This window comes from Caballeronia sp. KNU42, assembly GCF_053760385.1.
In genome coordinates, this window is the sequence record NZ_CM132388.1 from 3,228,726 (window position 1) to 3,255,211 (window position 26,486).

25 protein-coding genes are annotated in these 26,486 nt (G+C 61.7%); 19 read left to right on the forward strand and 6 right to left on the reverse strand.

All coding sequences use genetic code 11. The features are described 5' to 3' along the window. The first annotated feature begins 219 nt into the window (after window positions 1-219). From ACSOSP_RS14575 to rfaE2, 3 genes are all read left to right on the forward strand, one after another. On the forward strand, window positions 220-1,263 hold the full coding sequence (locus ACSOSP_RS14575; protein WP_455307721.1) for a MerR family transcriptional regulator: 1,044 nt from the start codon (window positions 220-222) through the stop codon (window positions 1,261-1,263). A 562-nt stretch (window positions 1,264-1,825) separates the two neighbouring features. After that, window positions 1,826-2,698: a ferritin-like domain-containing protein gene (locus ACSOSP_RS14580; RefSeq protein ID WP_455307723.1), complete on the forward strand. Its 873-nt coding sequence runs from the start codon at window positions 1,826-1,828 to the stop codon at window positions 2,696-2,698. A gap of 168 nt (window positions 2,699-2,866) precedes the next feature. Then, window positions 2,867-3,358, forward strand: a complete 492-nt coding sequence (gene rfaE2 / locus ACSOSP_RS14585) for a D-glycero-beta-D-manno-heptose 1-phosphate adenylyltransferase (protein ID WP_455307725.1) — start codon at window positions 2,867-2,869, stop codon at window positions 3,356-3,358. Between the two features lie 29 nt (window positions 3,359-3,387). On the opposite strand, the gene ACSOSP_RS14590 is transcribed toward rfaE2, so the two are convergent. Genes ACSOSP_RS14590 through ACSOSP_RS14600 form a run of 3 tightly spaced genes read right to left on the reverse strand, consistent with a single transcriptional unit; the run spans window position 3,388 to window position 5,391 of the window. Beyond that, on the reverse strand, window positions 3,388-3,627 hold the full coding sequence (locus ACSOSP_RS14590) for a hypothetical protein (RefSeq protein WP_455307727.1): 240 nt from the start codon (window positions 3,625-3,627) through the stop codon (window positions 3,388-3,390). 13 nt (window positions 3,628-3,640) lie between these two features. Continuing rightward, on the reverse strand, window positions 3,641-4,447 hold the full coding sequence (locus ACSOSP_RS14595) for a type III pantothenate kinase (protein WP_455307729.1): 807 nt from the start codon (window positions 4,445-4,447) through the stop codon (window positions 3,641-3,643). Next, entirely contained in the window at window positions 4,444-5,391 is a 948-nt protein-coding gene (locus ACSOSP_RS14600) for a biotin--[acetyl-CoA-carboxylase] ligase (RefSeq protein WP_455307731.1), read from the reverse strand. Before ACSOSP_RS14600 ends, ACSOSP_RS14595 begins: the two co-directional genes overlap by 4 nt. 183 nt (window positions 5,392-5,574) lie before the next feature. Between ACSOSP_RS14600 and ACSOSP_RS14605 the strand changes: the two genes are divergently transcribed. The 9 genes from ACSOSP_RS14605 to ACSOSP_RS14645 all read left to right on the forward strand — a co-directional run bounded on the left by ACSOSP_RS14605 (window position 5,575) and on the right by ACSOSP_RS14645 (window position 13,922). After that, entirely contained in the window at window positions 5,575-6,708 is a 1,134-nt protein-coding gene (locus tag ACSOSP_RS14605; RefSeq protein ID WP_455307733.1) for an MlaE family ABC transporter permease, read from the forward strand. Beyond that, a complete protein-coding gene (locus tag ACSOSP_RS14610; protein ID WP_455307735.1) occupies window positions 6,708-7,586 on the forward strand; it encodes an ABC transporter ATP-binding protein in 879 nt (292 codons plus the stop codon). The genes ACSOSP_RS14605 and ACSOSP_RS14610 overlap by 1 nt, the downstream gene beginning before the upstream one ends. A 63-nt stretch (window positions 7,587-7,649) precedes the next feature. Continuing rightward, window positions 7,650-8,609, forward strand: a complete 960-nt coding sequence (locus ACSOSP_RS14615; protein WP_455307736.1) for an MlaD family protein — start codon at window positions 7,650-7,652, stop codon at window positions 8,607-8,609. Window positions 8,610-8,729: 120 nt separating this feature from the next. Next, window positions 8,730-9,365, forward strand: coding sequence for an ABC-type transport auxiliary lipoprotein family protein (locus ACSOSP_RS14620; protein ID WP_455310974.1), 636 nt, complete (start codon window positions 8,730-8,732; stop codon window positions 9,363-9,365). 99 nt (window positions 9,366-9,464) lie between these two features. Next, window positions 9,465-10,640 carry a VanZ family protein gene (locus ACSOSP_RS14625; RefSeq protein ID WP_455307738.1) on the forward strand — a complete coding sequence of 392 codons (1,176 nt, stop codon included), beginning with the start codon at window positions 9,465-9,467 and terminating at the stop codon, window positions 10,638-10,640. A gap of 56 nt (window positions 10,641-10,696) precedes the next feature. After that, window positions 10,697-11,029, forward strand: a complete 333-nt coding sequence (locus ACSOSP_RS14630; RefSeq protein WP_031357137.1) for a (2Fe-2S) ferredoxin domain-containing protein — start codon at window positions 10,697-10,699, stop codon at window positions 11,027-11,029. An 11-nt stretch (window positions 11,030-11,040) separates the two neighbouring features. Continuing rightward, on the forward strand, window positions 11,041-11,673 hold the full coding sequence (locus ACSOSP_RS14635) for an alpha/beta hydrolase (RefSeq protein WP_455307740.1): 633 nt from the start codon (window positions 11,041-11,043) through the stop codon (window positions 11,671-11,673). Window positions 11,674-12,337: 664 nt separating this feature from the next. Next, window positions 12,338-13,549 (forward strand): D-alanyl-D-alanine carboxypeptidase family protein, encoded by a 1,212-nt coding sequence (locus ACSOSP_RS14640; RefSeq protein ID WP_455307742.1) that lies wholly within the window; start codon window positions 12,338-12,340, stop codon window positions 13,547-13,549. Between the two features lie 100 nt (window positions 13,550-13,649). Beyond that, the gene (locus ACSOSP_RS14645) at window positions 13,650-13,922 is read left to right on the forward strand and encodes a DUF493 family protein (protein WP_051887725.1); all 273 of its coding nucleotides are present in this window, start codon (window positions 13,650-13,652) and stop codon (window positions 13,920-13,922) included. Here ACSOSP_RS14645 and ACSOSP_RS14650 read toward each other — a convergent pair. Beyond that, window positions 13,906-14,889 carry a transcriptional regulator GcvA gene (locus tag ACSOSP_RS14650; RefSeq protein ID WP_455307744.1) on the reverse strand — a complete coding sequence of 328 codons (984 nt, stop codon included), beginning with the start codon at window positions 14,887-14,889 and terminating at the stop codon, window positions 13,906-13,908. The genes ACSOSP_RS14645 and ACSOSP_RS14650 overlap by 17 nt on opposite strands. A 122-nt stretch (window positions 14,890-15,011) precedes the next feature. On the opposite strand from ACSOSP_RS14650, the gene ACSOSP_RS14655 reads away from it, so the two are divergent. From ACSOSP_RS14655 to ACSOSP_RS14680, 6 genes are all read left to right on the forward strand, one after another. Beyond that, window positions 15,012-15,338 (forward strand): DUF2917 domain-containing protein, encoded by a 327-nt coding sequence (locus ACSOSP_RS14655; protein ID WP_455307746.1) that lies wholly within the window; start codon window positions 15,012-15,014, stop codon window positions 15,336-15,338. Between the two features lie 167 nt (window positions 15,339-15,505). After that, the gene (gene lipB / locus ACSOSP_RS14660) at window positions 15,506-16,264 is read left to right on the forward strand and encodes a lipoyl(octanoyl) transferase LipB (RefSeq protein ID WP_455307748.1); all 759 of its coding nucleotides are present in this window, start codon (window positions 15,506-15,508) and stop codon (window positions 16,262-16,264) included. A gap of 13 nt (window positions 16,265-16,277) precedes the next feature. Continuing rightward, complete coding sequence (gene lipA, locus ACSOSP_RS14665) at window positions 16,278-17,288, forward strand: lipoyl synthase (RefSeq protein WP_455307750.1); 1,011 nt, start codon at window positions 16,278-16,280, stop codon at window positions 17,286-17,288. An 832-nt stretch (window positions 17,289-18,120) separates the two neighbouring features. Further along, entirely contained in the window at window positions 18,121-19,404 is a 1,284-nt protein-coding gene (locus ACSOSP_RS14670) for a dicarboxylate/amino acid:cation symporter (protein WP_455307752.1), read from the forward strand. A 68-nt stretch (window positions 19,405-19,472) separates the two neighbouring features. Next, window positions 19,473-21,494, forward strand: coding sequence for a sensor histidine kinase (locus ACSOSP_RS14675; RefSeq protein ID WP_455307754.1), 2,022 nt, complete (start codon window positions 19,473-19,475; stop codon window positions 21,492-21,494). 97 nt (window positions 21,495-21,591) lie between these two features. Next, entirely contained in the window at window positions 21,592-22,932 is a 1,341-nt protein-coding gene (locus tag ACSOSP_RS14680; RefSeq protein ID WP_455307756.1) for a sigma-54-dependent transcriptional regulator, read from the forward strand. Between the two features lie 115 nt (window positions 22,933-23,047). On the opposite strand, the gene ACSOSP_RS14685 is transcribed toward ACSOSP_RS14680, so the two are convergent. Further along, complete coding sequence (locus tag ACSOSP_RS14685; RefSeq protein WP_455307758.1) at window positions 23,048-23,584, reverse strand: peroxiredoxin family protein; 537 nt, start codon at window positions 23,582-23,584, stop codon at window positions 23,048-23,050. A gap of 167 nt (window positions 23,585-23,751) precedes the next feature. Between ACSOSP_RS14685 and ACSOSP_RS14690 the strand changes: the two genes are divergently transcribed. After that, entirely contained in the window at window positions 23,752-24,447 is a 696-nt protein-coding gene (locus ACSOSP_RS14690) for a hypothetical protein (RefSeq protein ID WP_455307760.1), read from the forward strand. Between the two features lie 387 nt (window positions 24,448-24,834). Here the strand turns inward: ACSOSP_RS14690 and ACSOSP_RS14695 are convergent, their stop codons facing one another. Continuing rightward, a complete protein-coding gene (locus ACSOSP_RS14695) occupies window positions 24,835-26,415 on the reverse strand; it encodes a YifB family Mg chelatase-like AAA ATPase (RefSeq protein ID WP_455307762.1) in 1,581 nt (526 codons plus the stop codon). Between the last annotated feature and the right edge of the window lie 71 nt (window positions 26,416-26,486).

The window sequence follows — 26,486 nt, forward strand, 5'->3', positions numbered from 1 at the left end:
GTGGCTCATGCCGCGTTCAAGTTGATTTACGCATTCCCAGGCGCGATGGATGCACGCAGCCGGAATTAAACGGCCGTTTGTTGACGAAATTTTGTCCACTACAAAAAAGAAATTTCGTCTATGATTAATAATGTTTCGGATCGTTGGAAAAGTCCATAAACATTAGATATAAGTCGAATTTTGCTTCGTTGATTAATTTGTTTGCTTAAGAGTTTGTCCATGACAAATGAATCAGAAACCGGTCCATCCTTGAACACCTCGGCGGCTGGCCGGACAGAAACCGGAAGCGCGACGGCGGTCAGTCCCGACCCGGCGGGCACAGCGGAGGACGATGCTGCGACAGGCGGCGCTGGCATCGGAATTGGTATCGGTATTGGTGCGATTGCAAACGAGATCGGGTTGACCAAGGACACGTTGCGGGTCTGGGAGCGTCGATACGGCTTCCCGCAACCGTTGCGGTCATCGGGCGGCGAGCGGCTATATCCCCAGGAGCAGGTGACCAAGCTGCGTCTGGTCAAGCGCCTGCTCGACGCGGGCCACAGGCCGAGCAAGGTCCTGCCGCAATCCATCACGCATCTGCAGCAGCTGGCTGAGGATTCGGGAGTGGGACAGGACGCGCCGGACGCGGCACTCGATCGGCTCGTTGAGCTGTTGCGCGTGGGCCGATACGACGACTTCCGCTTCGAGCTGCTCAAGCGGGCCACGCGCGAAGGGCTCTCGCGCTTCGTTCTCGATACAGCCGCGCCTCTGTCGGCGCGAGTGGGCAATGCATGGGCGGCAGGCACGCTGCAGGTCTATCACGAGCATCTGTTCAGCGAAGCCATGCAGATCACGCTGCGCTCGCTGATGCGCCCGCTCTCCGAAGCTTTGCGCGGGCGCGGCGCGCACCCGCGGGTGGTGCTCACCACGCTTCCGGGCGAGGCGCACGGGCTCGGCATCCTGATGGCGGAGGCCATGCTTGCCCTGGTGGATTGCGAATGCATGGCGCTTGGAACCCAGACGCCGCAGCAGGACATAGTGAACGCCGTTCTCGCCCACGAAATCGAGATTGTCGCTCTGTCGTTTTCCGCTTCCATGCCGGTGCAGGCCGTGCTCAACGGACTCGCGGAGTTGCGCACGGTGCTGCCTCCGGAGGTGGCAATCTGGGTTGGCGGCAGCAGTCCTGCATTACGGCGCAAGCTCCCTGACGGCGTGTTGAACGTCGCGGGACTCGGGCCGATTGAAGAGGCTGTAGCGCAGTGGCGTCATAGCGCCATGCTATGATCGACGCGCGGTTTGCGGCATTGTCCTGCGTTGTCCGCTTAGCACTGCGGTCGATGCAGCGTGGCTAGCCCCGGCGTGACCAGGAACACGATTCATGGTCACGCCCGAGGGTGTGGTCAGTGGGCGGGGTGTAAAACATGTTGCGCCTTGTGCCTGTCACGCGCCAAAGGCATGCTTCATGCGAAGTACTCAGCAGGACGGTGGCGCAAGTCTGGCGAGGTTCTCGCCCAGGCAACCGGGTTTTTACAAAGTATTAAACAGGCTTTAAACAAACAGGCTTTAACGAGCTGCATCACGGCTCGCGCTTCGTACTTACCTCAGGCACAGGGTTCGCTCCTCACCCACGGTAGATAGTGCAACGCTGCTTAATGGTGCGCGTTTGCAACGGGCAAAAAGTCGCAGAGGGACGCGACAGGTGCTTCTTTACCGTTTTTGCATCTGAGCGCCTGATTCCCGCGTAAAATTGAAAGCTTCGCCGCCGGCGGCGCGGATTCCCGCGCGTAGCCGGCTAAAGTTACAACAGACAGAACTGTCGCGCTACGTTGCAAACCAGGGGTGGACTATGAACACGATGCTTTATCCGGAACTGTATAAATCGCTGGAATCGGTTCGTTGGGACATGGAGAAAGATATTCCCTGGGACAAATTCGACTCGGCGCTGCTCACCGACGAACAAGCCAAGACCATCAAGATGAACGCGATCACCGAATGGTCCGCGTTGCCCGCGACAGAAATGTTCCTGCGCGACAACCACAACGACAGTGATTTTTCGGCGTTTATCAGCGTGTGGTTCTTTGAAGAGCAGAAACACTCGCTCGTGCTGATGGAATACCTGCGCCGCTTCAAGCCTGACATGGTGCCGACCGAAGCAGAGCTGGATGCCGTTCGCTTCGAATTCGATCCCGCTCCCCCGCTCGAAACGCTGATGCTGCACTTCTGCGGCGAGATCCGCCTGAACCATTGGTACAGGCGCGCGGCTGAGTGGCATACGGAGCCGGTGATCAAACACATCTACGAAACCATTTCACGCGACGAAGCACGTCACGGCGGCGCGTATCTGCGTTACATGAAGAAAGCGATGACGCAGACCGGCGATATCGCGCGTGCCGCATTTGCGAAGATCGGTGTCCTGATGGCATCGGCACGGCGCACGGAAAAACCGCTGCATCCGACCAATCTCCACGTGAACCAGGCGCTGTTTCCGCGCGACACGATCCAGTCGCGTTTGCCGGACCCGGAGTGGCTCGAACACTGGCTCGACGAACAAATTCGTTTCGATGACAGCTGGGAAAAGAAAGTCGTCGAACGGATCCTGCATAACCTTTCCATTCTGTTCGAACGCTCGTTCGCCACGGCGCAGGAGTTGAACAGGTATCGTAAGGAAGTGGTGTTGCGGCTGCAAGCTGCACAAAGCGCGACGCAACTGCCGGCCTGACTGGAATCCTGACTCGTTGCTTTGAACAGCCCGCCGGTTTGTGACCGGCGGGCTGTTTTGTTTATGAAGGATGCGTTTCATACGCAACGCGCGCAGTACGCGCAGGCGTGCCTGCACGCGTGGCACACTATGGCCCTTCCGAATCCCCCATCGCTTAAAGACACGGACATGCCCGCTCCCTTCGAACGCAAGATCATGACGCGCGACGCGCTCGCTGCTGTGCGCCCACAATTTACTTCGCCGGTGATTTTCACGAACGGCGTCTTCGATATCCTGCATCGCGGCCATGTGACCTATCTCGCCGATGCCAAGGCGTTGGGTGCAACGCTGATCGTGGGTGTGAACAGCGACGCGTCGGTGCGTATGCTCGGCAAAGGCGACGATCGGCCGATCAATCGCGAAGACGACCGCATGGCGCTATTGGCCGCGCTGGAAAGCGTGGATTGGGTGGTGAAATTCGAGGAGTTCACGCCGTTGGAGCTGATCGGCGAATTGCATCCGGACGTGCTGGTGAAAGGCGGCGACTACGACATGGACAAGCTGGCGGAATCGGCGCTGGTGCGCAGTTGGGGCGGCAAGGCGCTCGCCATTCCATTCGAGCACGATCGCTCGACGACTGCTTTGCTCAAGAAAGTGCGCACTCAGGGCGCGGAGAAATAAGCGCGTCGTCGTCGTCGCCGGAAAACAGTTTATTGCGTGAGCGGCGCCGCCTGAACGGAAGCCGCGGGCGCGGGACCACCGACCACGGGCTGATCGGCGGCTTCTTCGGGACCGATCGGACGAACCCGAACCAGTTCCGGATGCACTTGCCGGTCGAGATGTTGTGGTTCGCGTCCGCCGGCCGCCGGCAGCGGTCCGAACACGCCTTGTAGAACAACGAACATCAACAGGTTTGCCAGAAATAAAACGGCGAGCAGCCAGCGCAACATGGAAAGCGCTCCATCAAACAGGTGAACGGGAAACGGTGGCTTCGCGAGCGATCAGTGCAAGTCCCGCGAGCACGAGTGAGTCGTGGCGAGTATGCGGCACCTTGAGCGCGCCCGCCACTTCGCTGGCGCCGCCGCCGCTGAGAATCAGGCGTACGTCGTTGTTCCATTGGGCGCGCAGATCGTGCCACGCGCGTTCTATCAAACCCGCCTGCGCGAGCAGGCATCCCGACGATAAAGCCGTGCGCGTGTCGGTCGCGAAAATTCCGCTCGATGAACTGATCGCCCGACGGGCAGTGTCAGGCAGAAGGGTGGGCAATTGTGCCGTGTGGGTGCCGAGCGATTGCATCATCAGCAGCCAGCCGGGCGCGATCAGGCCGCCTGTAAACGTGCCATCGGCGAGGAGCGCTTCAAGCGTCGTTGCCGTTCCGATGGTGGCAATCAGCAGGTTTTCCCCCGGGTACGCAGCGTGCGCGCCGATCATGCCGCACCACCGGTCGCTGCCGAGCGCAGCCGGTTCCGTGTAGCGGTTCGTCACGCCCGATTGTTGCGCCTGAGCGTGCACGATCGTGCTGGGCAAGCCGGGCCAGTGCGCATCGAGAAGGGCTGTAATGCGCTCGCCCACGCGTGCTCCCGCCACATTGGAAATCCATGCGCCCGCGGGCGTTGGCAAGCTGGGCCAATCGGCTATATCGGCAAGCAGGGCTTCAGCGTCGACGTGTTCAAACGCGCCGCCGCCCAGCGGTTCATGCGTGGCGCTCAGCAGTGACCACTTGATCCGGCTGTTGCCTGCATCGATAAGCAGAAACGGTGCATCCCTCACGGCCGTTGCTCCGCGAGCCGCAGCGATACGTCGCCGGTGGCGGCGGTTCTCAGGCCAGTTGGCGTGTCGATCTGCAGCTGGCCGTTATCGTCGATACCCACCGCCAGGCCGCGCGCCACTTCCACACCCTGTTCCAGCAGCACCACCTCGCGGCCCGCATAAGCGTGCGCGGCGAGCCACTGCTGGCGAAACGGGCGGAAGCCATCGGCGGCAAAACGCGCGAGGGTGGCGTCGAGCGCGTTCAGGACGGCGGCGAGGGTATCGGTGAGATTCGCTTCGGGCCACGCCCGCGACAAGGACGCCGGTGTGTTGCCCGGCACAGGAAGAGCGTTTCGACGCTGGGCTTCATCGAGTTCGGCCGCCAATTCCGCCGCACCGTGCAGGTTGATGCCAATGCCAATCACCACCGCGCTTGCGCGCGGCGTGTTCCACGCCGTCTCGATCAAAATGCCGGCGAGCTTGCCGTCGTCGAGCAGGATGTCGTTCGGCCATTTCAGCGCCAGTCTGGCCGATGCCGTCAGCGGCAGGCTGTTCAGCGCGTCGAGCACGGCCGTGCCGACGGCGAGGCTAAGCCCCGCGAGCCCTTCCAGCGGCCGCGGCAATACGCAGGCCGTGGAAAACAACAACGCGTTGCCCGGTTGCGCCAGCCACGCGCGGCCCCGGCGGCCTCGGCCGGCTGTCTGCAGGTACGCAACCCGCACGAACGGCGTGCCATCGGCAGCCTTCAGCGTGGAACGTGGCGAGAACGAGTCGGGTGCCGACGCCGATGTCTTGTTGCGGGGCTGCTCCTTGAGCTGCGCCATCAGGTCGGCATTCGTGGAGCCCGTTTCATCGACGATCTCGATTGGCCAGTCGCGCACCGGCCGCGCGGCCAGCGACATCAGCCGGTCGCGGTCGATCCGCCAGGCGGCGTCGAGCGGGAAAGACGAGTTGGATGAGTTCATATCCGCATTGTAGCGATCTGAAGCCCGGGAGTTGGGCGGGGGAAACGCGCACGCCGGTTGTTGCAACGCGCCTGAGCGCGAAAACACTGGCCGCTTGGCCAACGCCCCGCCTGTTCGAGATTCCATCACGTACCTTCGCTACAATGACTTCTCCCTCCACCTTACCCGGAGCGTTTTCCAGCCTTGAACTTCGACACTCCGCCCGGCCTGAAGGTCGAGTCCGGCCAGCAGGGCAAGGTTGTCCGGCTTTCCGGCCAGTGGACGGCATTTGCACTGGCCCGCGATCACGCGAGCTCCAAGCGCGGCGTCGTGGACCGGTTGCGCAGTGTCGGGCAGGAAGCCATCAAGCAGTGGGACCTCTTGCCCGTCGAGCGGCTCGATCACGTCGGCGGACAGGCGCTGTGGCGCGTGTGGGGCAGGAAGCTGCCGGAGCGCGTCGCGCTCTCGGACACGCAAAGGGAAATTTTCGAACGGGTCGCGTTGCTCGACGCGAATCGCGACGAGCCCGAGCAAATCGATCGTGTTGATCCGATCACGCGCTTCGGCCTGATGCTGTTCTCGTTCTTCGAGCATCTGCACGGCGGCCTCGCCATGTTCGGCGGCTTCGTGCTCGACCTGATCGGGCTGGTGCGGCGTCCGAAGCGCATTCCGTGGACCGAAATCTCGGCGAACGTCTATTCCGCAGGCACGCAGGCGCTCGGTATCACGGCGCTCGTGGCGTTCCTGATCGGTATCGTGCTGAGTTACCTGTCCGCGCAGCAACTGCGCATGTTTGGCGCGAACCAGTACATCGTGAATATCCTGGGGCTTTCGGTGATCCGCGAACTCGGGCCGGTGCTGTCGGCCATCCTGGTTGCCGGCCGCTCCGGCTCCGCCATCACCGCGCAGATCGGCGTGATGCGCGTGACGGAAGAACTCGACGCCATGCAGGTCATGGGTATCCCGCACGGCCTGCGGATCGTGCTGCCGCGCGTGCTGGCGCTCGGCATTGCCATGCCGCTGCTGGTCATGTGGACCAACATGGTCTCGCTGCTCGGCGGCGCGCTGGCGGCGAAGCTGGTATTGGGTATCGACTTGTCCTTTTTTGCGCGTTCGCTGCCCTCGGTCGTGCCGATCGCCAACCTGTGGATCGGGCTCGGCAAGGGCGTGGTGTTCGGTATGCTGATCGCGCTGGCCGCGTGTCATTTCGGCTTTCGCATCAAGGCGAATTCGCAGAGCCTGGGCGAAGGGACGACCACCTCGGTGGTGTCGTCCATCACCATCGTGATTCTCGCCGACGCCGTGTTCGCGATCCTCTTCCAGTCGGTGGGCCTCTGATGTCGGCTACTCTCGCCTCCGCCGTTCGCGACAAACCAACGCCCGTCACCGCCGAACCGGTGATCGAAGTCGTGGACGTGACAAAACGCTACGGCCATACGGTGATTCACGAGCATCTGAACCTGGAAGTGCGGCGCGGAGAAATCCTCGCGTTGCTGGGCGGCTCGGGGTCCGGCAAGACCACGCTCGTTCGGCAGATGCTCGGGCTGGAGTCGCCGACGTCGGGCACGATCCGCGTGCTCGGCGACGAGTGGGCGAACATGGACGACGACACCGCGCGCATCCTGCGCACGCGCTCCGGCATGATGTTCCAGCAGGGCGCGCTGTTCTCGTCGCTATCGGTGTACGACAACATCGCGCAGCCGTTTCGCGAGCTGGGCAAGATTCCGGAGGACCTGATCCGCGAATTCGTCATGCTCAAGCTGGAAATGGTCGGCCTGTCGTGCAAGAACATGAGCAAGATGCCGTCGGCGTTGTCGGGCGGCATGGTCAAGCGCGTAGGAATTGCGCGCGCCATTGCGCTTGAACCCGAACTGCTGTTTCTCGACGAACCCACGGCGGGGCTGGACCCGAAGGCGTCGGACGAATTCGTCGACCTGATCGCCACGCTGCACCGGGCGCTCGGGCTGACCGTGGTTCTCGTCACCCATGACCTCGACACCATGGTCGCGCTATCCACGCGGGTGGCTGTGCTGGCCGAGCGGCGCGTGCTGGTGGCGGCTCCTGTGGAGCAGGCGGTGGCCGTGGATCACCCGTTTATCCGCGAATATTTTCTTGGGCGGCGCGGCAGGCGCGCGTTACAGGCGCTGCCGCCCGAGCGCCGCGCAAAATTACCGGCGATCGCGCTGGAAGACGCGCCATGCGGTCCCGCGCTTTAATCGTTCTAACGAACGGTTTTTAGGAAAGCTCTGGCAGTAAGTAGTAAAAAAAGGAACCTGCTGATGGAAAACAAATCCCATGCGTTCTGGGCCGGTCTGTTCACTATCGGGCTGTTGGCTGCTATCGGCGTCGCGGTGTTTTTTTTCAACGTGGACCGCACCGTGCGCGTGCCGTACGACCTGGTTGCGCGCACCAATGTGACGGGCTTGTACACCGACGCCGACGTCCGATATCGCGGGCTCGGCGTGGGCAAGGTGGCGTCCATCAAGTTCGATCATGCTAATCCGGGGCAGATCCGCATCCGTATCGAGGTCGACAAGAACGCGCCGATCACAAAGTCCACGTTCGCCACGCTCGGTTTCCAGGGCGTGACGGGGATCGCGTTCGTGCAACTCGACGACACCGGCAAGAATCTCGCGCCGTTACCTTCATCGGCGAAGGATGTGGCCTCGCTGCCATTACGTCCGGGCTTGTTCGACCAGTTGCAGCAACGCGGTGACATCCTCATCAAAAAGTTTGAACGCATAGCCGACGATGCCGACAAATTCATGTCCGACGACATGCGTGACCAGGTGCAGCAGACCGCGAAGAGCTTGCAAGGCGCGGCTGACAGCATCGCGGTGTTGAGCAAGCAGGTCGGCCCGGTGGCGGAGCAATTGCCGCGTACGCTGAACCAACTGGACCGGACGCTTGAGTCGACCAATGCGCTCGCGAACAGCTTGAGCCGGCCGGACGGCCCGTTTGTCACCAACATGAACAAGGCGGGTGACGCGGCTGAACGTGCCGGCCGGGCCCTGAACGAAGTCAACGAGTCGTTGCAGGAGATGGCCGCGCGGGTGGGTTACGAGACCTTGCCACGCGTGAATTCCCTGGCCGACGACGTGGGCAGTGCGGCGCGCTCGGTGGATCACGCCGCCGAGACATTCAACCGGAATCCGCGCAGCGTGCTGTTCGGTGCGCCACGGCCGGCGCCGGGACCTGGCGAGCCGGGGTTCCAGTGGCCGTCGGCGCCATCGAAATGAAGTCGTGGAAATTGGCGCCGAGTCCGCTGGCCTCACGAATCTGGCGGACCAGAGTTCGATGTCCAGGCGTTTTTTGATCTTGAAAAGGAAACTGTGATGCCACACACGATCTTGCAGGCGATGCGCTTATCGAAGCGCGCTGCGCGCCCGCTGCCGCGGGCGCGCTCCGGTTTTATCAGCGTGGCTGTTATTGCCTTGCTCGCAGGTTGCGCGTCGGGACCGCCCGCGGCAGTGTCGAATATCCGCTACGACCTGGGCGATCCCACGCCGCTTGGCAACGGCATGAACATGCCGCCGGTGAAAGTGCTGGCGGTGAACTCGGCGAAAAACCTGGATACCGACGCGTTCGTGTATCGCCTGAAATATGCCGATACCCAGCGCACAGGCAGTTACGCGGACAGCCGCTGGACCATGTCGCCGGCGGATCTGCTCACGCAGCGTCTGCGCGCGGCGCTGGCCTCGCGCGGACCGGTGCTCACGGGCGCGGACCCGATGCGCGCACCCACGTTGCAGGTCGATCTGACGGACTTCGAGCAAGTCTTCGATGCCCCCGAGCAAAGCCATGGCGAAGTGTCGGCGCGGGTGACGTTGTCGCAGCATGGGCAGGTGGTCGGCCAGCGCACGTTCATCGCGCGGGCGCCTTCATACACGGCCGATGCCGCCGGGGGCGCGCGTGCGCTCGCCGCTGCGTCCGACGACCTGATCGCGCAAATGGCGGCATGGCTCGGCGTGCAGCCGCTGGTCGCTTCGCAGTGACAGCGGTAAAGGCCGCGAACGTGCCCAGGACGGCCCAGTGAGTGCCACGTACGTCGACGCCGCACGCGGCTCCACATCGCAAGAACCGGGGCGGCGCGCATGATCCTCAAGCACTGGCAGCGGCGGCCGTCCGCGCTCTCGCGGCAGGCGCTGGCGGCATACACCATGCTCGTGGTCTACGGGTCGCTGTATCCGTTTTCCGGCTGGCGTTCGCAGGGAATCGGCCCGTTCGCGTATCTCACCGATCCGCTGCCGCAATATCTCACCGCGTTCGACGTCATCACCAACGTGCTCGGTTACATGCCGTTCGGCGCGCTCGCCGTGCTTGCGCTCTATCCGCGCTGGCGCGGCGCGCTCGCGGCGGGCGTGGCGTTTATCGGCGGGGCGATGTTGTCGGGCTCGATGGAAGCGGTGCAGACCTATCTGCCCACGCGCGTGGCGTCGAATCTCGACCTGGCCGCCAACGCCCTCGGTGCGCTGCTGGGAGCCGCGCTCACCGCGCCTGCGACCAGCATGCTGCTCGACCGCGGCTTGCTGCGGCGCATGCGTTTCATGTGGTTCGAGCGCGATGCCGCGTACATGATCGGCTTATCCGGGCTCTGGCCGTTCGCCGCGATGTATCCCGCACCGTTCCTGTTCGCCGTCGGCGATTTGCCGCGTGTGCTGTGGTCGAGTATCGATCCGGTCATGCAGGACGCACTGCTCGCGTGGACACCGGCCGCATGGAACGTCGCGGCGTGGCCGGCGCATCTGGGCGCGAAGCTCCCCGACGCCGCCTGGGAAACGCTCATCACCTCGCTCAACCTGTTCGCCGCGCTGGTGCTGGCCACATTGCCGATGCGCACCCGCGCGCCGCGCGTGCGGCTGTTGCTCGGCGTGGTGATCGCGACGCTTGGCGCGAAGGCGGGCGCGACCTTCCTGCAATCGCGTTCCGGGCTCACCTTTAACTGGGCTACCGATGGCGCCATTGCCGGCATAGCGTGCGGAACGCTGGCGAGTCTGCTTTCCCTGCGATGCTCGCGGGCGTGGCGGGCGACGCTGGCAGGTCTTGCGCTCATCGTGGCGCTGGTGCTGGTGAACCTGCTGCCGGTCAATCCCTACTTCGATATCGTGCTGGCCGACTGGCGCCAGGGGCGCTATCTGCATTTCAACGGCCTTTCGCAGTGGCTTGCGTGGGTGTGGCCGTATGCCGCACTTGGCTGGCTGGCATCGACTGCGGAGCGCGCATTTCTGGCCCGGCGGCGCGGCGGCGGCGAAAAGCGCGGGTCGTTATAATCGGCCGAAAGCAACACAAAAATCCCTACGACATCAAACATCTTCCGGCCAAGCTCATGGACCCGTTCTACAAATATCACGTGTTCTTTTGCCTCAACCAGCGCGACCCCGACGCCGCGCGTCCGAGTTGCGCGAATTGCAATGCGCAGGCCATGCAGGAGTACGCGAAGAAGCGCGTGAAACAGCTCGGCCTCGCCGGCGATGGCAAGGTGCGCATCAACAAGGCCGGTTGCCTCGAGCGCTGTGAGCTGGGGCCGGTGGTCGTCGTGTACCCCGAAGGAACCTGGTACACGTATGTGGATGAAGCGGATATCGATGAAATCGTCGATTCGCATCTGGTGAACGGCAAGATCGTCGAGCGTTTGCTGCTCGATCAGCCTGTGGTCTGAGGGCTCGCACAATGAACACACAGACCGAACGGTTCCTGATCGACGGCCCCGTAGGCAAGATCGAAGTCGCACTGGATCGTCCCGGCGACGGAGCGCCCACAAGAGGCATTGCGCTGGTTGCGCACCCGCATCCGCTATACGGCGGAACGATGGACAACAAGGTCGCGCAGACTCTCGCGCGCACGCTCGTCCAGCTTGGGTACATTACGTATCGCTCGAATTTTCGCGGGGTGGGCGAAACGCAAGGCGAGCACGACAACGGCACGGGCGAACGCGACGATCTGCTGGCCGTGGTCGCTCATATGCGCGCACAGCCGGGGCAATCAGATGTCCCGCTGGTGCTCGCCGGTTTCTCGTTCGGCACCTTTGTGATGTCGCATGTGGCGAAGCACTTGCGCGAATCGGGTGAGCTTATCGAGCGGATGGTGTTCGTCGGGACGGCAGCGAGTAACTGGCAGGTGGCCGAGGTGCCCGACAACACGCTCGTGATCCACGGTGAAGTCGACGAGACCGTGCCTATCAGTTCGGTCTACGAGTGGGCCCGGCCGCAGGAATTACCGGTGGTGGTCATTCCCGGCGGCGAGCATTTCTTTCATCGGAAGCTGCATGTGCTGAAGAAGATTATCGTCGATGCATGGCGTTGAGTTCAGCTCGGCATTAGGCTTCATTGAAACAAGGCTTCACTGAAACAAACCTTCTGTTGAATCAACGCGCGGCGCGAGGCTTTCAAAGGCTTTGCGCCGCAGCCGTTTTTATCGCTGTTTTTATCGCTGTTTTCACGAATCCCGGGCACATCCAGCCACTTTCGCGGCAAAAGCGGTTTGGCGCACGCGTATAATGGCGCAGACTTTTGCGCGACCGCTTGTCGGTTCAGCGCTCGCCGTAGCGCATGCGGCTTGCGTCCGGCATCTGCACAGCCGGGTACGCAAAGCCCATGCGCCGCTCGAGTATCGAAGCGCGCGGAGGTCAGTCCAGCGAGCGTTTTATGCCGCGCCGGCGGATTGAGGATTCAACCGGGACGCGTCCGGTTTGTATTGGGTTTTGCTGTGTTGCGCGCTTTACATCGTCGTTTAAAACCGTCTGCCATTCAGCAGTAGTTCGAGCCCGATTAAAAAGCCGTCAAACGAAAACCAATGCAACCCGAGCGGTCCCGACGGGTCCAATAATCCGCCTTTCGCGCGGCGTCCAACGATTTTGTTCATCCAAGCGCTCTACTGGACTGACCCTCCGCCTGTACAACCCGCGCGTTGAGTGTTTCCTTGAAGGGAATGCCTGACCCGCCGATGTTTTTTCTGCCGATCCGAACCTATGCGCTTTCCCCCTTCAAGCTTGTCCTTCGTCGCTCCTTCCACCATTCACCGCGCTGTCACTGCCGCTATCGTCTTGCCTGCGACGCTTGTCGCGGCGACTGCGTTTGCGCAAGTGCCGCCGCCCGATGTCACGGCGAACTCCTGGGTTCTCGTCGATGCAACCAGCAACCAGGTGCTTGCTTCCGGCAATCCGGACGAGCGCTCGGAGCCGGCGTCGCTGACCAAGCTCATGACCGCTTATCTCGTCTTCGACGCGCTCAAGTCGAAGAAGATCAACATGGACCAGACAGTCATGCCGAGCGAGGCCGTGCGCCGCGTGGGCACGGACGAGTCGCGCATGTTCATCGAGGCGAACAAGCCGGTGACCGTGCACGATCTCGTTTACGGCATGATCATCCAGTCAGGTAATGACGCGGCGATCGCGTTGGCTGAACTCGTGGGCGGCAGCGAGTCGAACTTCGTCGCGCTGATGAACGCGGGGGCGAAACAGATTGGTATGAAGAATACCCATTTCGCCGATGTGAACGGCATGCCCGACCCGCAGCACTACACCACGGCGGGCGATTTGGCCGTGTTGTCCACGCGCCTGATCCGCGATTTTCCCGAGTACTACAGCATCTTCTCGGTGAAGGATTTCACCTATAACAAGATCAAGCAGCCGAACCGCAATCGCTTGTTGTGGATCGATTCCTCCGTCGATGGGTTGAAGACCGGCCATACCAAAGCTGCGGGATATTGCCTGATCGCGACCGCGAAGCGTCCGCTGGACGGTGTACCCGACGCTAGCCGTCGCCTGGTCGCCGTGATGATGGGCGAACCGAAAGAGCACAACCGGGTGCAGGACAGCCTGAAGATGCTGAACTACGGCTATACGGCCTATGACGCATTGCGCCTGTACAAGGCGGGTCAGGTGATTGATTCACCGCGCGTCTACAAGGGCACGGAGAACCTGGTGAAGGCCGGTGTGGAGACGGATCAGTACATCACCGTGCCGAAGGGCATGGGCGACAAGGTCAAACCGACCGTCACGCACAACGACACCATCATCGCGCCGATCAAGAAGGGCCAGCAGATCGGCACCGTGAAGATGATGGCGGACGGCAAGGAAGTGGCGCAGTTTCCGCTGGTGGCGCTGCAGGACGTGCCGCAAGCCGGCTTTGTCGGCCGGACGTGGGACTCGCTGCTGATGATGTGGCAAAAGAAGAAGTAAGCGGCAAGGCAGGGCGGTGGTTGGATTCAGATGATCCGGCTCCATCTATGCCTGCTGTAAGACGCCCGGACGGCCCGGGCGTCCTGTGATGGAGAACACCATGAGCTCACCCGATATCGACGCCCTGTTCGATTTCCCCTGCGATTTTCCGATCAAGGTGATGGGCGCGACGCATCCGGAATTCCGCGATGCCGTCGTCACCGTCATCCGCGAATTTGACGACGAGTTCGACATCGAGCGCATTGAAGTGCGTCCGTCGTCGGGCGGTAAATACACCGGCCTGACCATTACCGTGCGGGCGCAAAGCCGCGCACATCTCGACGACATCTATCGCGCGCTGACCGGTCACCCGATGGTCAAAGTGGTGCTCTGAGCCTGAGTTCGGGCGCGGCCGGCAACGGTGGCGGCATGGGTGCATCGCAGGCGGCCGGTGTGCACTCGTAGAGCTGCTTGAAGCGTGCGATTTCATCGAAGAGCCAGGTGCGAAAGACCTGCACGCGTTGCGTTCCCAGCAACGCGGGCGGGCAAACGAAGTAGTAATTCCACGGGCTTGGCCCATCGACATTGAACAGCCGCACGAGCCGGCCCGCCACGATCTCATGCATGGCGAGCGACCGGCGCACGAGTGCGATCCCCTGGCCTTGAATGGCCGCCTGCAGCAAATTCGACGAATCCTCGTATAAAACTCCGCGCTTCGGCTCTGGAAGGTCCACGAGTCCGGCTGCATCGAACCAAGGCTTCCAGAGCTCGTCGTGCGATCGCAGCAGCGGCACATCGGCCATATCAGCGGGCTTGCGCGGCAGCTTGCCGCCGTTGAAGCTCGGCGAACACGCCGGGAAAAACACTTCATCGAGCAATTCTTCCGCGTGCAGTCCGGCATATTTGCCCAGGCTGCTGAAACGGATGGCGACGTCGACGTCGTCACGGGTGAAATCAGTCAGTGTGTTGGTCGAGAGCAATTCGAGGTTGATTTCCGGATGCTCCTCGATAAACCCGCCGATCCGCGGCGTCACCCAGCGCGCTGAAAACGACGACAACATGGACACCACCAGCCGCCGGTCCCGCTCCCCTGAACGCAGCCGGCGCGTGGCGTCGGCGAGGGCGGAGAGCGTGGCGCGGACCTCCGTGGCGTATTGGCGGCCGATGTCCGACAGGCGCACGCGTTTGCCGTCGCGAGCGAAAAGGGTGACGCCGAGATCGGCTTCGAGCGCGCGAATCTGATGGCTGACGGCGCCGTGGGTGACGAACAGTTCGTCGGCGGCGCGTGAAAAGCTTTCGTGACGCGCAGCGGCTTCGAAGGCGCGCAGCGCGTTGAGGGCGGGGAGTTGTCGAAGGTCCACGGGCGTTCACTCGAGTTGTGTATGTGAATTTATCTCACAAACCGAAGAAAATTGCTCGTTTTGCTTAAAGCCATGCTGAGCCTATCTTATAGCCATCAACACGATTTTTGGCGGAGGCTGTCATGCGAGAAATATCCACAAGCATCACGTTTGAGATTGGTGATGGAGAAACCGTTCCGATGAAGATTGGCCGCAGCGTCAGGCTGGTCGTTCAGGGCGCACCGGTGTGGGCTACGCGTAGTAACGATACGGAAGATTACTGGCTTGTCCCAGGCGATAGCCTGAAGCTGCGTGAGCGCGAACGGTTGTGGCTGAGCACGGAAAAGGGACGCACCGCGCAAGTGGTGTTCACGTTGGCGCCGCGGCCCGATCAGCGCGCGATTGGATGGTTGGCGCGCCGGTTCGAGAAGCTTGGCCAAAGGTTCCGGTCTGGGTGGCGGACGGTTTGAGAAGCGCTTGTTGTCCATGCCGAGCGACGTTCTGCTCGGGAGCGTCGGCTGAGAGGCTAGCGGTCGGAATGGAGGTCTGTTGTTAGCCTCCGGCCGCTAATCCCGATCCAGCGTTCGAAAAGCGTCCGTCGGCGCGAGCAACCGAACTTCGGTAAACTAGCGGCACTATGTCCGCCCTGCCGGTAATAACTTCCCCCTCAGCGTCAATTGATCGCGCGGTTCCTGGCGCCTTGGCTCCCGCGGTCAATTTCTGCTGGCGCGGCCTCGAGCCTTACACACAAAGTTTCGACGCCATGCGCGCCTTCACTGAAACGCGCACGCCCGAGACCCCTGACGAAATCTGGCTCGTCGAGCATCCGCCCGTTTTCACCTTGGGCCTCGCCGGCGACCCGGCGCATCTGCTCAATCCCAACAGCACTATCCCGCTCGTCAAAGTCGATCGCGGCGGCCAGATCACCTATCACGGTCCCGGACAAGTCGTCGCGTACCTGCTGCTCGACCTGCGCCGCCGCAAGCTGATGGTGCGTGAACTCGTGCATCGAATTGAGGCAGGCGTGATCGAAACGCTAGCATCGTATAATCTTGCAACGGAGCGCAAGGAGCGTGCGCCGGGCATCTACGTCGCGCCAACGCCGTCGCAGCCTGCACAACAATCGCACGCGGGCGCAAAGATCGCGGCGCTCGGGCTGAAAATCCGCAATGGCTGCAGTTATCACGGTGTGAGCCTCAACGTGAAAATGGACCTGCAACCGTTTCTCGCGATCAACCCGTGTGGCTACGCCGGACTCGAAACCATCGACATGGCAACACTCGGCGTGACAGCAGAATGGAACGAAGTGGCTCAAACGCTGGCTGAAAACCTTACTCACCATATCGGCGGCCTTCGCGCGACCGCCGCCCAACCGCAGAACGGCGTGGCCGTCTGAATGGACCGACCGAATGACTGACGTAACCGGAAATCTGGCTGGCAGCACCCATGCATCGACCCCCGCTGCTGCGCCCTACGACGCCACCGCCAAACAGAAGGCGCAAGCAAAGACGGCGCGCATTCCGATCAAGATCATCCCGATCGAAAAGCTGAAGAAGCCCGAGTGGATTCGCGTGAAGGCCGCAACGGGCAGTTCGCGTTTCACCGAGATCAAGCAGATCCTGCGCGAACATAATCTTCATACGGTCTGCGAAGAAGCAAGCTGCCCGAACATTGGCGAATGTTTCGGCAAGGGCACCGCGACTTTCATGATCATGGGCGACAAATGCACGCGTCGTTGCCCGTTCTGCGATGTGGGTCATGGCCGCCCCGATCCGCTCGATGCCGACGAACCGCTGAACCTCGCGCGCACGATTGGCGCGCTGAAGCTGAAGTACGTGGTGATCACGAGCGTGGACCGCGATGACCTGCGTGACGGCGGCGCCGCGCACTTCGTGGAATGTATCCGGCAAGTGCGTGAGCATTCGCCGCTGACGCGCATCGAAATCTTGACGCCGGATTTCCGTGGCCGTCTGGACCGCGCGATCGGGATTTTGACCGCCGCGCCGCCTGACGTGATGAATCACAATCTTGAAACGGTACCGCGTTTGTACAAGGAAGCGCGTCCGGGTTCGGACTATGCGCATTCGCTGAAGCTGCTGAAGGACTTCAAGGCGCTGCATCCGGAAGTGGCGACGAAGTCCGGCCTGATGGTTGGCCTGGGCGAAACGGAAGAAGAAATCCTTCAAGTCATGCGCGACCTGCGTGAGCACAACGTCGATATGCTGACGATCGGCCAGTATCTGCAGCCGTCCGAGCATCACCTTCCGGTGCGTTCGTACGTCCATCCGGATACGTTCAAGATGTACGAGGAAGAAGCGTACAAGATGGGCTTCACGCACGCCGCTGTTGGCGCCATGGTGCGGTCGAGCTATCACGCGGATCAGCAGGCTCACGACGCGGGGCTGGTCGGCGCGATGTGAGGTTTCTGGTTTCGGTTGATACGGTTGATATGCAAAAACCCACGGAAACGTGGGTTTTTGCGTTTTGAGATGATGGCAAATTCGAGTAGCACCGGAGCAAATTTGGTGCGTATTGGTGCGTATTGGTGAGGATTACGGGCTTATGGAAGGGACTTCCTCGCCTTGACCATCGTTATCAGCATCCTTAAACTTGCTCCTGAAAACTACGTGCGAGCGGGTGAGAAAAGCGTAGTGCCGCCTGAGTAATCAGGTCCCACCTGGAGTGGGAATTCCATCGCAAGATGGATAGAGAATCCCGCATGCGACGGCTGCCGAAAGGCAGCCGTTGGTCATTCTGGGCTGCGCTCGATTTTTTCGACCATCCACTACCGCTCGCCGGATGCTCCGGGAGTTGCGGCGCGTGTCAATTGCGTTTTCAGACTGGTCCCATAGCCCGGAAATGAGACCCTCTCAAACCCCATCCAAACAGCCCCAAAAACCTCGGGAAAGCCCGTAGATAAAGCGTCTTAGGGATAACCCGCATGCCGTCCGGATGACCGGACTGTCCAATTCCCGAATTCCAGAAACGCGGATTCCTCCTGCTCCGTGTCAACAAAAAACCCTTAAAAATCAAGGTCAAACGCCAGTCAAAAACTGGCATCGACCTTGCAATACAACGAGTGGCCAGACAGGCCATAAAAAAAGACACGGAGACGATTCAATGCAACCCATCCCATCCAGCCGCACCTGATTTTGCCGACGCCAGACGCGCTTCGCCGCAGCCTCGCGCCGGCGCGTTTTTGTCTCACCCCTTTGCCATTCGCCGACCATGCCCGGAACCACTGTGACAACCGTGAAGAAACCTTTTTATAAAGTCCTGTATGTGCAGGTGCTGATGGCTATTGCCATCGGCATTGCGCTCGGGCACTTCTATCCCGCGCTCGCCACCGACATGAAGCCGCTCGGCGATGGGTTCATCAAGCTCATCAAGATGGTGATCGGCCCGATCATCTTCTGTACGGTCGTGACCGGGATCGCCGGCATGGAGGACATGAAGAAGGTCGGGCGCGTGGGCGGCAAGGCGCTTCTGTACTTTGAAGTCGTCTCCTCCTTCGCACTCGTGCTCGGCCTGGCGGCCACGCACCTGCTGAAACCGGGCGTGGGCTTCAACATCGATCCGGCTACGCTCGACGCCAAGGCGGTCGCCTCGTACGCCGCGAAGGCGCACGGCCAGACGACTACCGATTTCCTGATGCACATCATCCCGGACACGATCTCGTCGGCATTCGCTCAGGGCGAAATCCTGCAGATCCTGCTCGTCGCGCTGCTGTTCGGCGCGGTGCTGGCGACGGCCGGTGAGAAGGGCCGCGTGGTGACGAGTTTTATCGAAGGCTTGTCGCACATCCTGTTCGGCATCGTGCGCATCATCACGAAGCTGGCCCCCATCGGCGCGTTCGGCGCAATGGCGTTCACCATCGGCAAGTACGGCATCGGCTCGCTGGTGCCCATGCTCAAGCTGATCGGCACGTTCTATCTGACGTCGATCGTGTTCGTGATCGTCGTGCTCGGCGCAATTGCAAAGATGGTCGGCTTCAACATCTTCCGCTTCGTCGCGTATATCAAGGAAGAAATGCTGATCGTGCTGGGCACGAGCTCATCGGAAGCCGCCTTGCCGCAACTGATGCTCAAGCTCGAAAAGCTCGGCTGCTCGCGCTCGGTGGTGGGCCTGGTGGTGCCGACCGGTTATTCGTTCAACCTCGACGGCACCAACATCTACATGACGATGGCCGTGCTGTTCATCGCCCAGGCGACGAACACCGACCTCACGTGGACCCAGCAACTGACGCTGCTCGCGGTGACCATGCTGACCTCGAAGGGCGCAAGCGGCGTGACCGGCGCGGGGTTCATCACGCTGGCTGCAACGCTCGCTGTCGTGCCGACCATTCCGCTGTCGGGCATGGTGCTGATTCTTGGCATCGACCGCTTCATGAGCGAGTGCCGCGCGTTGACGAACATCGTGGGTAACGGCGTGGCGACGGTCGTTGTGTCAGCATGGGAAAAGGAACTGGACCGCAACAAGCTGCGCGATCAGCTCAAGCACGGCGCGGTGGATACCGAAGCCGAAACCGTGTCCTGATCGGGCAAGGCAGCGGCTTATCCAGGCGCGCTGTCTACCCGACACTCACGCGAAAGGAATCAACAGCAATGAAAGCGGCGAAGCATTCGGTGGCGGATGCTTCGCCGCGTGCGTTTACGGGGGTTTCGGCGAAGGAGTCGGCGAAGGTGTCTGAAGCAGCCGCGTTCGAAGTGGCGCGTGCCACAATCGGGGGTCCCCATCGTCTGGAACCCGTTTACGTGACGCGGCGCTTGGTCGTTTTCCTGCTTCTTCTCTCGGCGCTCGCCAGCGTGTGCGCGCTGACGTGGAGCATCGCATGGCAACGCGGGCTCGACACGTTGCGTCAAAACGCGGCGGCGCGCGTCGACCGCACGACGGCCGAGCTGAAAAGCACGCTCGACCGTTACGAATACCTGCCTTACCTGCTCTCGCGCCATCCGTTCGTGCAGGAAGTTCTCGCCGATCCCAACGCCCGCTTCGCCGCACGCGCAGACAGTTATCTCGCCGACCTGAACACGCACGCGCGTGCCACGGCGACTTACATCATCCAGTCGAACGGGCGCTGCGTAGCGGCAAGCAACTGGAACGGCCCGGATAGCTTCGTGGGCGCGGAATACCTGTTCCGGCCGTATTTCGTCGATGCCGTCAAAGGCGGCACCGGCCGCTTTTTCGGACTCGGCACGATTTCGCGCGAGCCCGGTTATTTCATCTCGCAACCGGTATTCAAAGAGGGTACGCGGGACATTATCGGCGTGGCGGTGGTCAAGCTGAACCTGGAGTGGCTGCAGGGCGCCGATGCCTCCGAACCACTGCTCGTCACCGACGATCACGGCGTGATCTTCCTGTCGTCGGTGCCGGCGTGGAAATATCACACGCTGCGGCCGTTGCCGAAGGATATCGAGGCGTCGGTTTATTCGGCGCGGCAGTATGCACAGCATCCGATCACCGCGTTGCCGATGACCATCGTGCGCACGCTCGAGGGCGGCGCACAGATTGTGCGCGTAGGAGGCGGTCGCGACGCACCGAGTTTTCTCGCCACTCAGCGCGCGCTCGGCGAGCCCGATTGGCACTTGATCACGATGGTGTCGCTCGATCCGGCGGTCGATGCCGCCTGGAACGCGACTATTGTGACGGGGCTGATATTCGTGTCGCTGTGTTTGGTCGCGTTCTACTGGCGCATGCGGCGTGTGCGTGTGCGGGAAATGATCCGCAGCCGTGCGTTGTTGCAGACCGCGTATGCCGAGCTGAACGAACGCGTCGCGGAGCGGACGGTGGATTTATCGGAGGCGAACGCGTTGCTGACGAGAGAGGTGAGCGAGCGCACGCGGGCCGAACAGGACTTGCGCGCCGCGCACGACGAGCTGATCCAGGCGAGCAAACTGGCCGCACTGGGGCAGATGGCGGCGGGCATCACGCATGAGTTGAACCAGCCGCTCGCCGCGTTGCGCAGTTTCTCCGACAACACCCGCGTGCTGATCGAGCGCGGCGATCACGCGGCGGCGCATGAGAATCTCGAGGCGATTGCCGCGTTGACGGAGCGCATGGGAAAGATCACGAACCAACTGAAGTTGTTCGTGGCGAAGGCCCGTCCGAAAAACGCGCGCACCGATGTCGGCCGCGCCTTGCGCAACGTGCTCGCCATGCTGCAGCCACGCATGAAAAACGTGGCGCTCGCCTTCGATGCCAGCGAACGCACCGATTCCAGTCCGCCGCTCTATGTGCGCTGCGAAGATCTGCGGCTTGAGCAAATCCTGATCAACCTGATTGGCAACGCGCTGGACGCGGTGGCCGCGTGCGATGTGCCGCGTATCGAGATCCAGCTGGTGAGGCACGAAACGACCGTCGATATCGTGGTGCGCGACAACGGGCCGGGCATTCCACCCGATGTCCTGCCGCGCCTTTTCGAGCCGTTTTTCACGACGAAGGAAATGGGCCACGGATTGGGGCTTGGGTTGGCGATTTCATCGGCTATCGCGCGGGATTACGGCGGCACGCTGGTCGCGCGTAACCTCGTCCCGCAGATGGAAGTGGACGGACCCGAGGGCGGCACGCAGGCGGACGCGGATCGCTCGCACGGGGCAGAATTCGTGACTACGCTGCATCGAGCGTGACGAACGCAGCAGCGATACGTTCCTGATGCTGAGAAAATGCGGAAGCACACGGCGATTCGCCGCTGAAACACGCAATACCCCGCAGGAGTAGAAACCCATGACCACAGGCCTTCAGGTGATCTTCATCGAAGACGATGAACTGGTGCGCCGCGCGAGCGTGCAAAGCCTCCAGCTCGCAGGTTTCGAGGTAACCGGATTTGGCAGTGTCGAGGCAGCATCGCGCCTGATCGATGCCAGTTTCCCCGGCGTAATCGTGAGCGATATCCGCCTGCCCGGTGCGAGCGGTCTCGACCTTCTGGCTCAATGCCACGAACGGGCGCCCGAAGTGCCGGTCATCCTCGTGACAGGCCACGGCGACATCTCCATGGCCGTTCAGGCCATGCGCGACGGCGCCTACGATTTCATCGAGAAACCGTTCGCGTCGGAGCGATTGATCGAAGCGGTTCGTCGTGCTCTGGAGCGTCGCACACTCGTGCTGGAGAATCGCGCGTTGCGGCGTGAGCTCGCGGGTCAGAGCAGCGTGGCGCCAAGGATCATCGGACGCAGTCCGGCGATTGAACAGGTGCGCAAGCTGATCGCCAACGTGGCGCCCACCGACGCCTCCGTGCTGATCAACGGCGACACCGGCGCCGGCAAGGAGCTGATCGCGCGCAGCCTGCACGACTTGTCTCCGCGCCGGGACAAACCGTTTATCGCCGTAAATTGCGGCGCGTTGCCGGAACAGATGTTCGAGTCGGAGATGTTCGGCTACGAGGCCGGCGCGTTTACCGGTGCGCAGAAACGCCGCATCGGCAAGCTCGAGCATGCGTCGGGCGGCACGCTGTTCCTCGATGAAATCGAAAGCATGCCGCTCGCGCTGCAGGTGAAATTGCTTCGCGTGCTGCAGGACGGTGTGCTGGAGCGACTTGGCTCAAATCAGCCGATCCGGGCGAATTGCCGTGTCATTGCGGCTGTTAAGGGCGATATGGCGGAGCATGTCGCGGCAGGTACGTTCCGGCGCGACCTGATGTATCGGCTAAACGTGGTGACGATCACGCTGCCGCCGCTCGCTGAGCGCCGCGAAGACGTGGTGCCGCTGTTCGAACATTTTTTGCTCGATGCCGCCGTGCGATACGAGCGTCCCGCGCCGTTGCTCAATGATCGTCAGCGAGCCGAGCTGATGCAGCGCGACTGGCCGGGCAACGTGCGTGAACTGCGCAACGCGGCGGACCGGATGGTGCTGGGTATCATCGATGAAACGGGTGTTCCGCTCGATGCCGCCACGCAGTCGCTCAAGGAACGCACCGAGCAGTTCGAGCGCGCGGTGATCGGGGAGGCGCTGGAGCAGTGCGGCGGTGTGGTGGCAGCAGCGGCCGATCGGCTGCAACTCGGCAAGGCCACGCTCTACGAGAAGATCAAGCGTTATGGGCTGGCGGCGAAGGGTGAGGTTGAGCGTTAGACCGCTGGCGCATTTTTCACGTCTCCAAAAAGCAAAACGCCCGCCGATGTTGAATCGGCGGGCGCTTTGCTTTTGCCCGTTTGACGCCCGTGTGAAGCGCCGGGCCTAATCGGCTTCAGGCTGCGTTCAGCGCTTTGTCGAGAAGCGCATCGAGTTCCGCGAACGTCGGCTCACCCACGTAACGCTTCAGGATCTTGCCGTCCTTATCCACGACAAACGTGGTCGGCGTCAGCTGCACATTGCCGAACTGCTTGGCGGCGCTGCCGTCGTCCATCGCGACCTTGAACGGCAGGTTGCGCGTCTGCGCGTAGTTGGTCACGTACATGGGCGCGTCGTATTTCATCGCCACCGCGACGAATTCCAGGCCGCGGCCCTTGAAGCGGTTGTACGTGTCGACCATGGCCGGCATCTCTTTCATGCAGGTTTCGCAGTCAGTCGCCCAAAAATTGATCAGGTAGACCTTGCCCTTGAGATCCGTCGATGTCGAAATCTTCTGACCCGACAACAGCGTGAACGTGGCATCGGGAACTCGTTGCTGACCGCCGAACGCAAAATAGCCGGTGCACGCGATCACGCCGGCGACGACCGCCATCACGATGTAGCGCAGCGGGCTCTTGCTGCGCCCCGATGAGACCTGTGAATTCTCTGACATGGAAACCTCGAGCGTGCTCGGTTCGTACTTGGTTCGTGCCTGGCTCGTCGTTGGCCAACTCGCAACAACGCCAGCCTGACTGGATGCAGCGCATTTTAGCGCCAATCTCGAAAAAGCGTTCGGCGTACGTCTTGCTGTGAGCCGTTTGCAAGGCAGGACAGTGTCCCGTGCGAAAGCCGCCGTCCAGGTCACCGGCAACGGTTTCAGCACCGGCAGCGGATAATCATGCTTTTCCCTCAGCTTTTCCCATGATCCGATCTTTTCACCGCGCCTTGAAACACGCTGTTCTTCATGCTGAAGCGGGTTCCCCGCGCACATTCTTCAAGTCGGCTGTTTCGACAACCACGCTCTTATTCACCGCCGCCGCGCTGCTGGCCTGCACCCCGTCCTACGACTGGCGCACGATCCAGAACAACGACGACGCGTACGAAGTGACCTTCCCGGCGAAGCCGCACTCCGATGCCCGCGATATCGACGTCGCCGGCAAGCCGATGCATATGAAGATGCAGATGGCAGAAGCGGGCGACGCGGTTTTCGCTGTCGGCACCGTTGACTTACCTGATGCCGACCCCGCGACCCAGCGCGCCGCGCTCGATTTTCTTCAACAAGGCCTGGCGCGCAATCTCAACGCCGCGCCCGCTGCGCACCCGGTTGATATTGACGTGGCGGCAGGCGGACGTTTGTCCGGCGCGGAGATTACCGTCAATGGCATGAGTCCCAACGGCCAGAAAAGCGAAACGCATCAGATCCGGGCGCGTTTCATCGCCAAAGGGACTCACGCTTACCAGGTCGCAATCGTCTCAACCAAGACGCCGCCGCCCGATCAAATCGATCAATTTTTTTCCTCGTTCAAACTTTTTTAAGTATTTGCTCTAAATCGCATCTATTCGTTCGCGGATATTTCTCAAATTGAGCAGCGCGAAGCAAACGTTTCAGGCATGAGAAATCGCACAAGCATTTTCAGCTAAAACTAGGATTTATCTCAGTTTTTTGAACTATCCACAGAGGTTGTGGATAACTTTGTGGAAAACCTCACCGAGCCCTCGCCAAGCGCCCGCCCGACGCGGCTTTCCTTACTTTGCCTTGATTCAGTGCACCCGAAAATAGCTAATAAAATCAAAGGCCTGCCGATCATTGCCGAAATGAGTGTTTGATCAGATGTTAGAGAAACAAAGAACGCTGCAATGTGCATAAGTCAAGTCTTGACAGGCGAATTTTCTTTTTGTGAGGGGCGCGGTTCCGGTGGTGGTTTATGCGGTCGTCAATGCCCGTCGATACTGGATCGCTTCGGCAAGGTGCGCCGCGGTCGGTGAATCGGCTGCCGCGAGATCGGCGATCGTGCGCGCCACTTTCAGCACCCGGTAATACGCCCGCGCTGACCAGCCGAAGCGTTCCCCGGCTTCGCGAAGCAGGGCTTCCCCGGTGGCGTCGAGTTGGCAGACGGCGTCCACTTCGCGTCCGTCCAGCTCACGATTCGTTTTCCCTTGCCGTTCGAGTTGCCGGTCGCGCGCGTCGGCGACCCGCCGCGCAACGATCGCGCTGGTTTCGCCAATCGACGCACTCCTCCCCGATAACTCAGCCGGCGACAAGGCAGGCAATTCGATCTGGATATCGATGCGATCGAGCAGCGGCCCGGACAATTTGCGCAGATAACGCGTGGCGACGTCGGGCGTGCACCGGCACCGGCCGTTTGGATCACCGCGCCAGCCGCACGGGCAGGGATTCATGGCTGCGACCAATTGACACGCTGCTGGAAAATCGGCTTGATGCGCGGCGCGCGAAATAGTGATGCGGCCGGCCTCCAGCGGCTCTCGCAGCGTTTCGAGCACTTTCCGGTCGAATTCGGGCAGTTCATCGAGGAACAGCACGCCGAGATGCGCCAGCGTGATCTCGCCGGGTTGCGGCGGATTGCGCCCGCCTACCAGCGCGACGGAGCTCGACGAATGATGTGGCGCGCGAAACGGTCGCTGGCGCCATTGCGAGGGCGAAAACCCGAGCATGCTGGCGGAGAGTATGGCCGCCGACGACAACGCTTCGTCATCGGTCATGGGCGGAAGCAGGCTGGGTAGGCGGGCGGCAAGCATCGACTTGCCCGCGCCGGGCGGCCCGACCATCAGCAGATGATGTCCGCCGGCCGCCGCCACTTCGAGCGCCCGGCGTGCGCCAGGATGGCCGATTACATCGACGAGATCGGGCAACGGTGCGCGCCTGCGCAGCGGAGAATCGGGCGCCGCGCCGCGGATAGGCGCAAGACGGCCGTCGACCGAACCGCTAAGGTGTGCGCACAAAGCGGGCAGATCAGCCGCCCCGAATACATCGATACCCGGCACCAGCGCCGCTTCCGCCGCGCTTCCCAAAGGCAGATAGATTTCGGGCATGCGGGGATCGGTGTCGCGCAACGACCCGCCTTCGAGCGCCAACCCGGCGCGCGCATATTGACGCGCCGCCCCACAGGCCATGGCGAACGCGCCGCGCATAGGGCGCAGCGCGCCGGTCAGCGACAACTCTCCGGCGAACTCCCGATGCAGCAGCGCATCGGCCGGAATCTGGCCGCTCGCCGCCAGAATGCCCAATGCGATCGGCAGGTCGAAGCGGCCGGATTCCTTCGGCAGGTCGGCGGGCGCGAGATTGACGGTAATGCGGCGAACCGGGAAATCGAAACCGCAATTCTGGAGTGCTGCGCGCACCCGCTCGCGGCTTTCACGAACTTCGAGATCGGGCAAGCCGACGATTGAAAACGAAGGTAATCCATTGGCGAGATGAACCTCGACGGTCACCTCAGGCGCGCGCCCAGAGGCGGGCGCGCGGCTGCGCACCACGGCAAGCGACATGATTTTTTCCCCGCTGCCGCTGCCTCGCCAAATAGAGGCAACGGTTTAATGACCCAACATCACGGCTCGCT

Bases quoted from the DNA above. Each gene is read 5' to 3' on its own strand.
- ACSOSP_RS14575 (WP_455307721.1), top strand. From the start codon at position 220: ATGACAAATGAATCAGAAACCGGTCCATCCTTGAACACCTCGGCGGCT.
- ACSOSP_RS14580 (WP_455307723.1), top strand. From the start codon at position 1,826: ATGAACACGATGCTTTATCCGGAACTGTATAAATCGCTGGAATCGGTT.
- rfaE2 (WP_455307725.1), top strand. From the start codon at position 2,867: ATGCCCGCTCCCTTCGAACGCAAGATCATGACGCGCGACGCGCTCGCT.
- ACSOSP_RS14590 (WP_455307727.1), bottom strand. From the start codon at position 3,627: ATGTTGCGCTGGCTGCTCGCCGTTTTATTTCTGGCAAACCTGTTGATG.
- ACSOSP_RS14600 (WP_455307731.1), bottom strand. From the start codon at position 5,391: ATGAACTCATCCAACTCGTCTTTCCCGCTCGACGCCGCCTGGCGGATC.
- ACSOSP_RS14610 (WP_455307735.1), top strand. From the start codon at position 6,708: ATGTCGGCTACTCTCGCCTCCGCCGTTCGCGACAAACCAACGCCCGTC.
- ACSOSP_RS14615 (WP_455307736.1), top strand. From the start codon at position 7,650: ATGGAAAACAAATCCCATGCGTTCTGGGCCGGTCTGTTCACTATCGGG.
- ACSOSP_RS14620 (WP_455310974.1), top strand. From the start codon at position 8,730: ATGCGCTTATCGAAGCGCGCTGCGCGCCCGCTGCCGCGGGCGCGCTCC.
- ACSOSP_RS14625 (WP_455307738.1), top strand. From the start codon at position 9,465: ATGATCCTCAAGCACTGGCAGCGGCGGCCGTCCGCGCTCTCGCGGCAG.
- ACSOSP_RS14630 (WP_031357137.1), top strand. From the start codon at position 10,697: ATGGACCCGTTCTACAAATATCACGTGTTCTTTTGCCTCAACCAGCGC.
- ACSOSP_RS14635 (WP_455307740.1), top strand. From the start codon at position 11,041: ATGAACACACAGACCGAACGGTTCCTGATCGACGGCCCCGTAGGCAAG.
- ACSOSP_RS14640 (WP_455307742.1), top strand. From the start codon at position 12,338: ATGCGCTTTCCCCCTTCAAGCTTGTCCTTCGTCGCTCCTTCCACCATT.
- ACSOSP_RS14645 (WP_051887725.1), top strand. From the start codon at position 13,650: ATGAGCTCACCCGATATCGACGCCCTGTTCGATTTCCCCTGCGATTTT.
- ACSOSP_RS14655 (WP_455307746.1), top strand. From the start codon at position 15,012: ATGCGAGAAATATCCACAAGCATCACGTTTGAGATTGGTGATGGAGAA.
- lipB (WP_455307748.1), top strand. From the start codon at position 15,506: ATGTCCGCCCTGCCGGTAATAACTTCCCCCTCAGCGTCAATTGATCGC.
- lipA (WP_455307750.1), top strand. From the start codon at position 16,278: ATGACTGACGTAACCGGAAATCTGGCTGGCAGCACCCATGCATCGACC.
- ACSOSP_RS14675 (WP_455307754.1), top strand. From the start codon at position 19,473: ATGAAAGCGGCGAAGCATTCGGTGGCGGATGCTTCGCCGCGTGCGTTT.
- ACSOSP_RS14680 (WP_455307756.1), top strand. From the start codon at position 21,592: ATGACCACAGGCCTTCAGGTGATCTTCATCGAAGACGATGAACTGGTG.
- ACSOSP_RS14685 (WP_455307758.1), bottom strand. From the start codon at position 23,584: ATGTCAGAGAATTCACAGGTCTCATCGGGGCGCAGCAAGAGCCCGCTG.
- ACSOSP_RS14695 (WP_455307762.1), bottom strand. From the start codon at position 26,415: ATGTCGCTTGCCGTGGTGCGCAGCCGCGCGCCCGCCTCTGGGCGCGCG.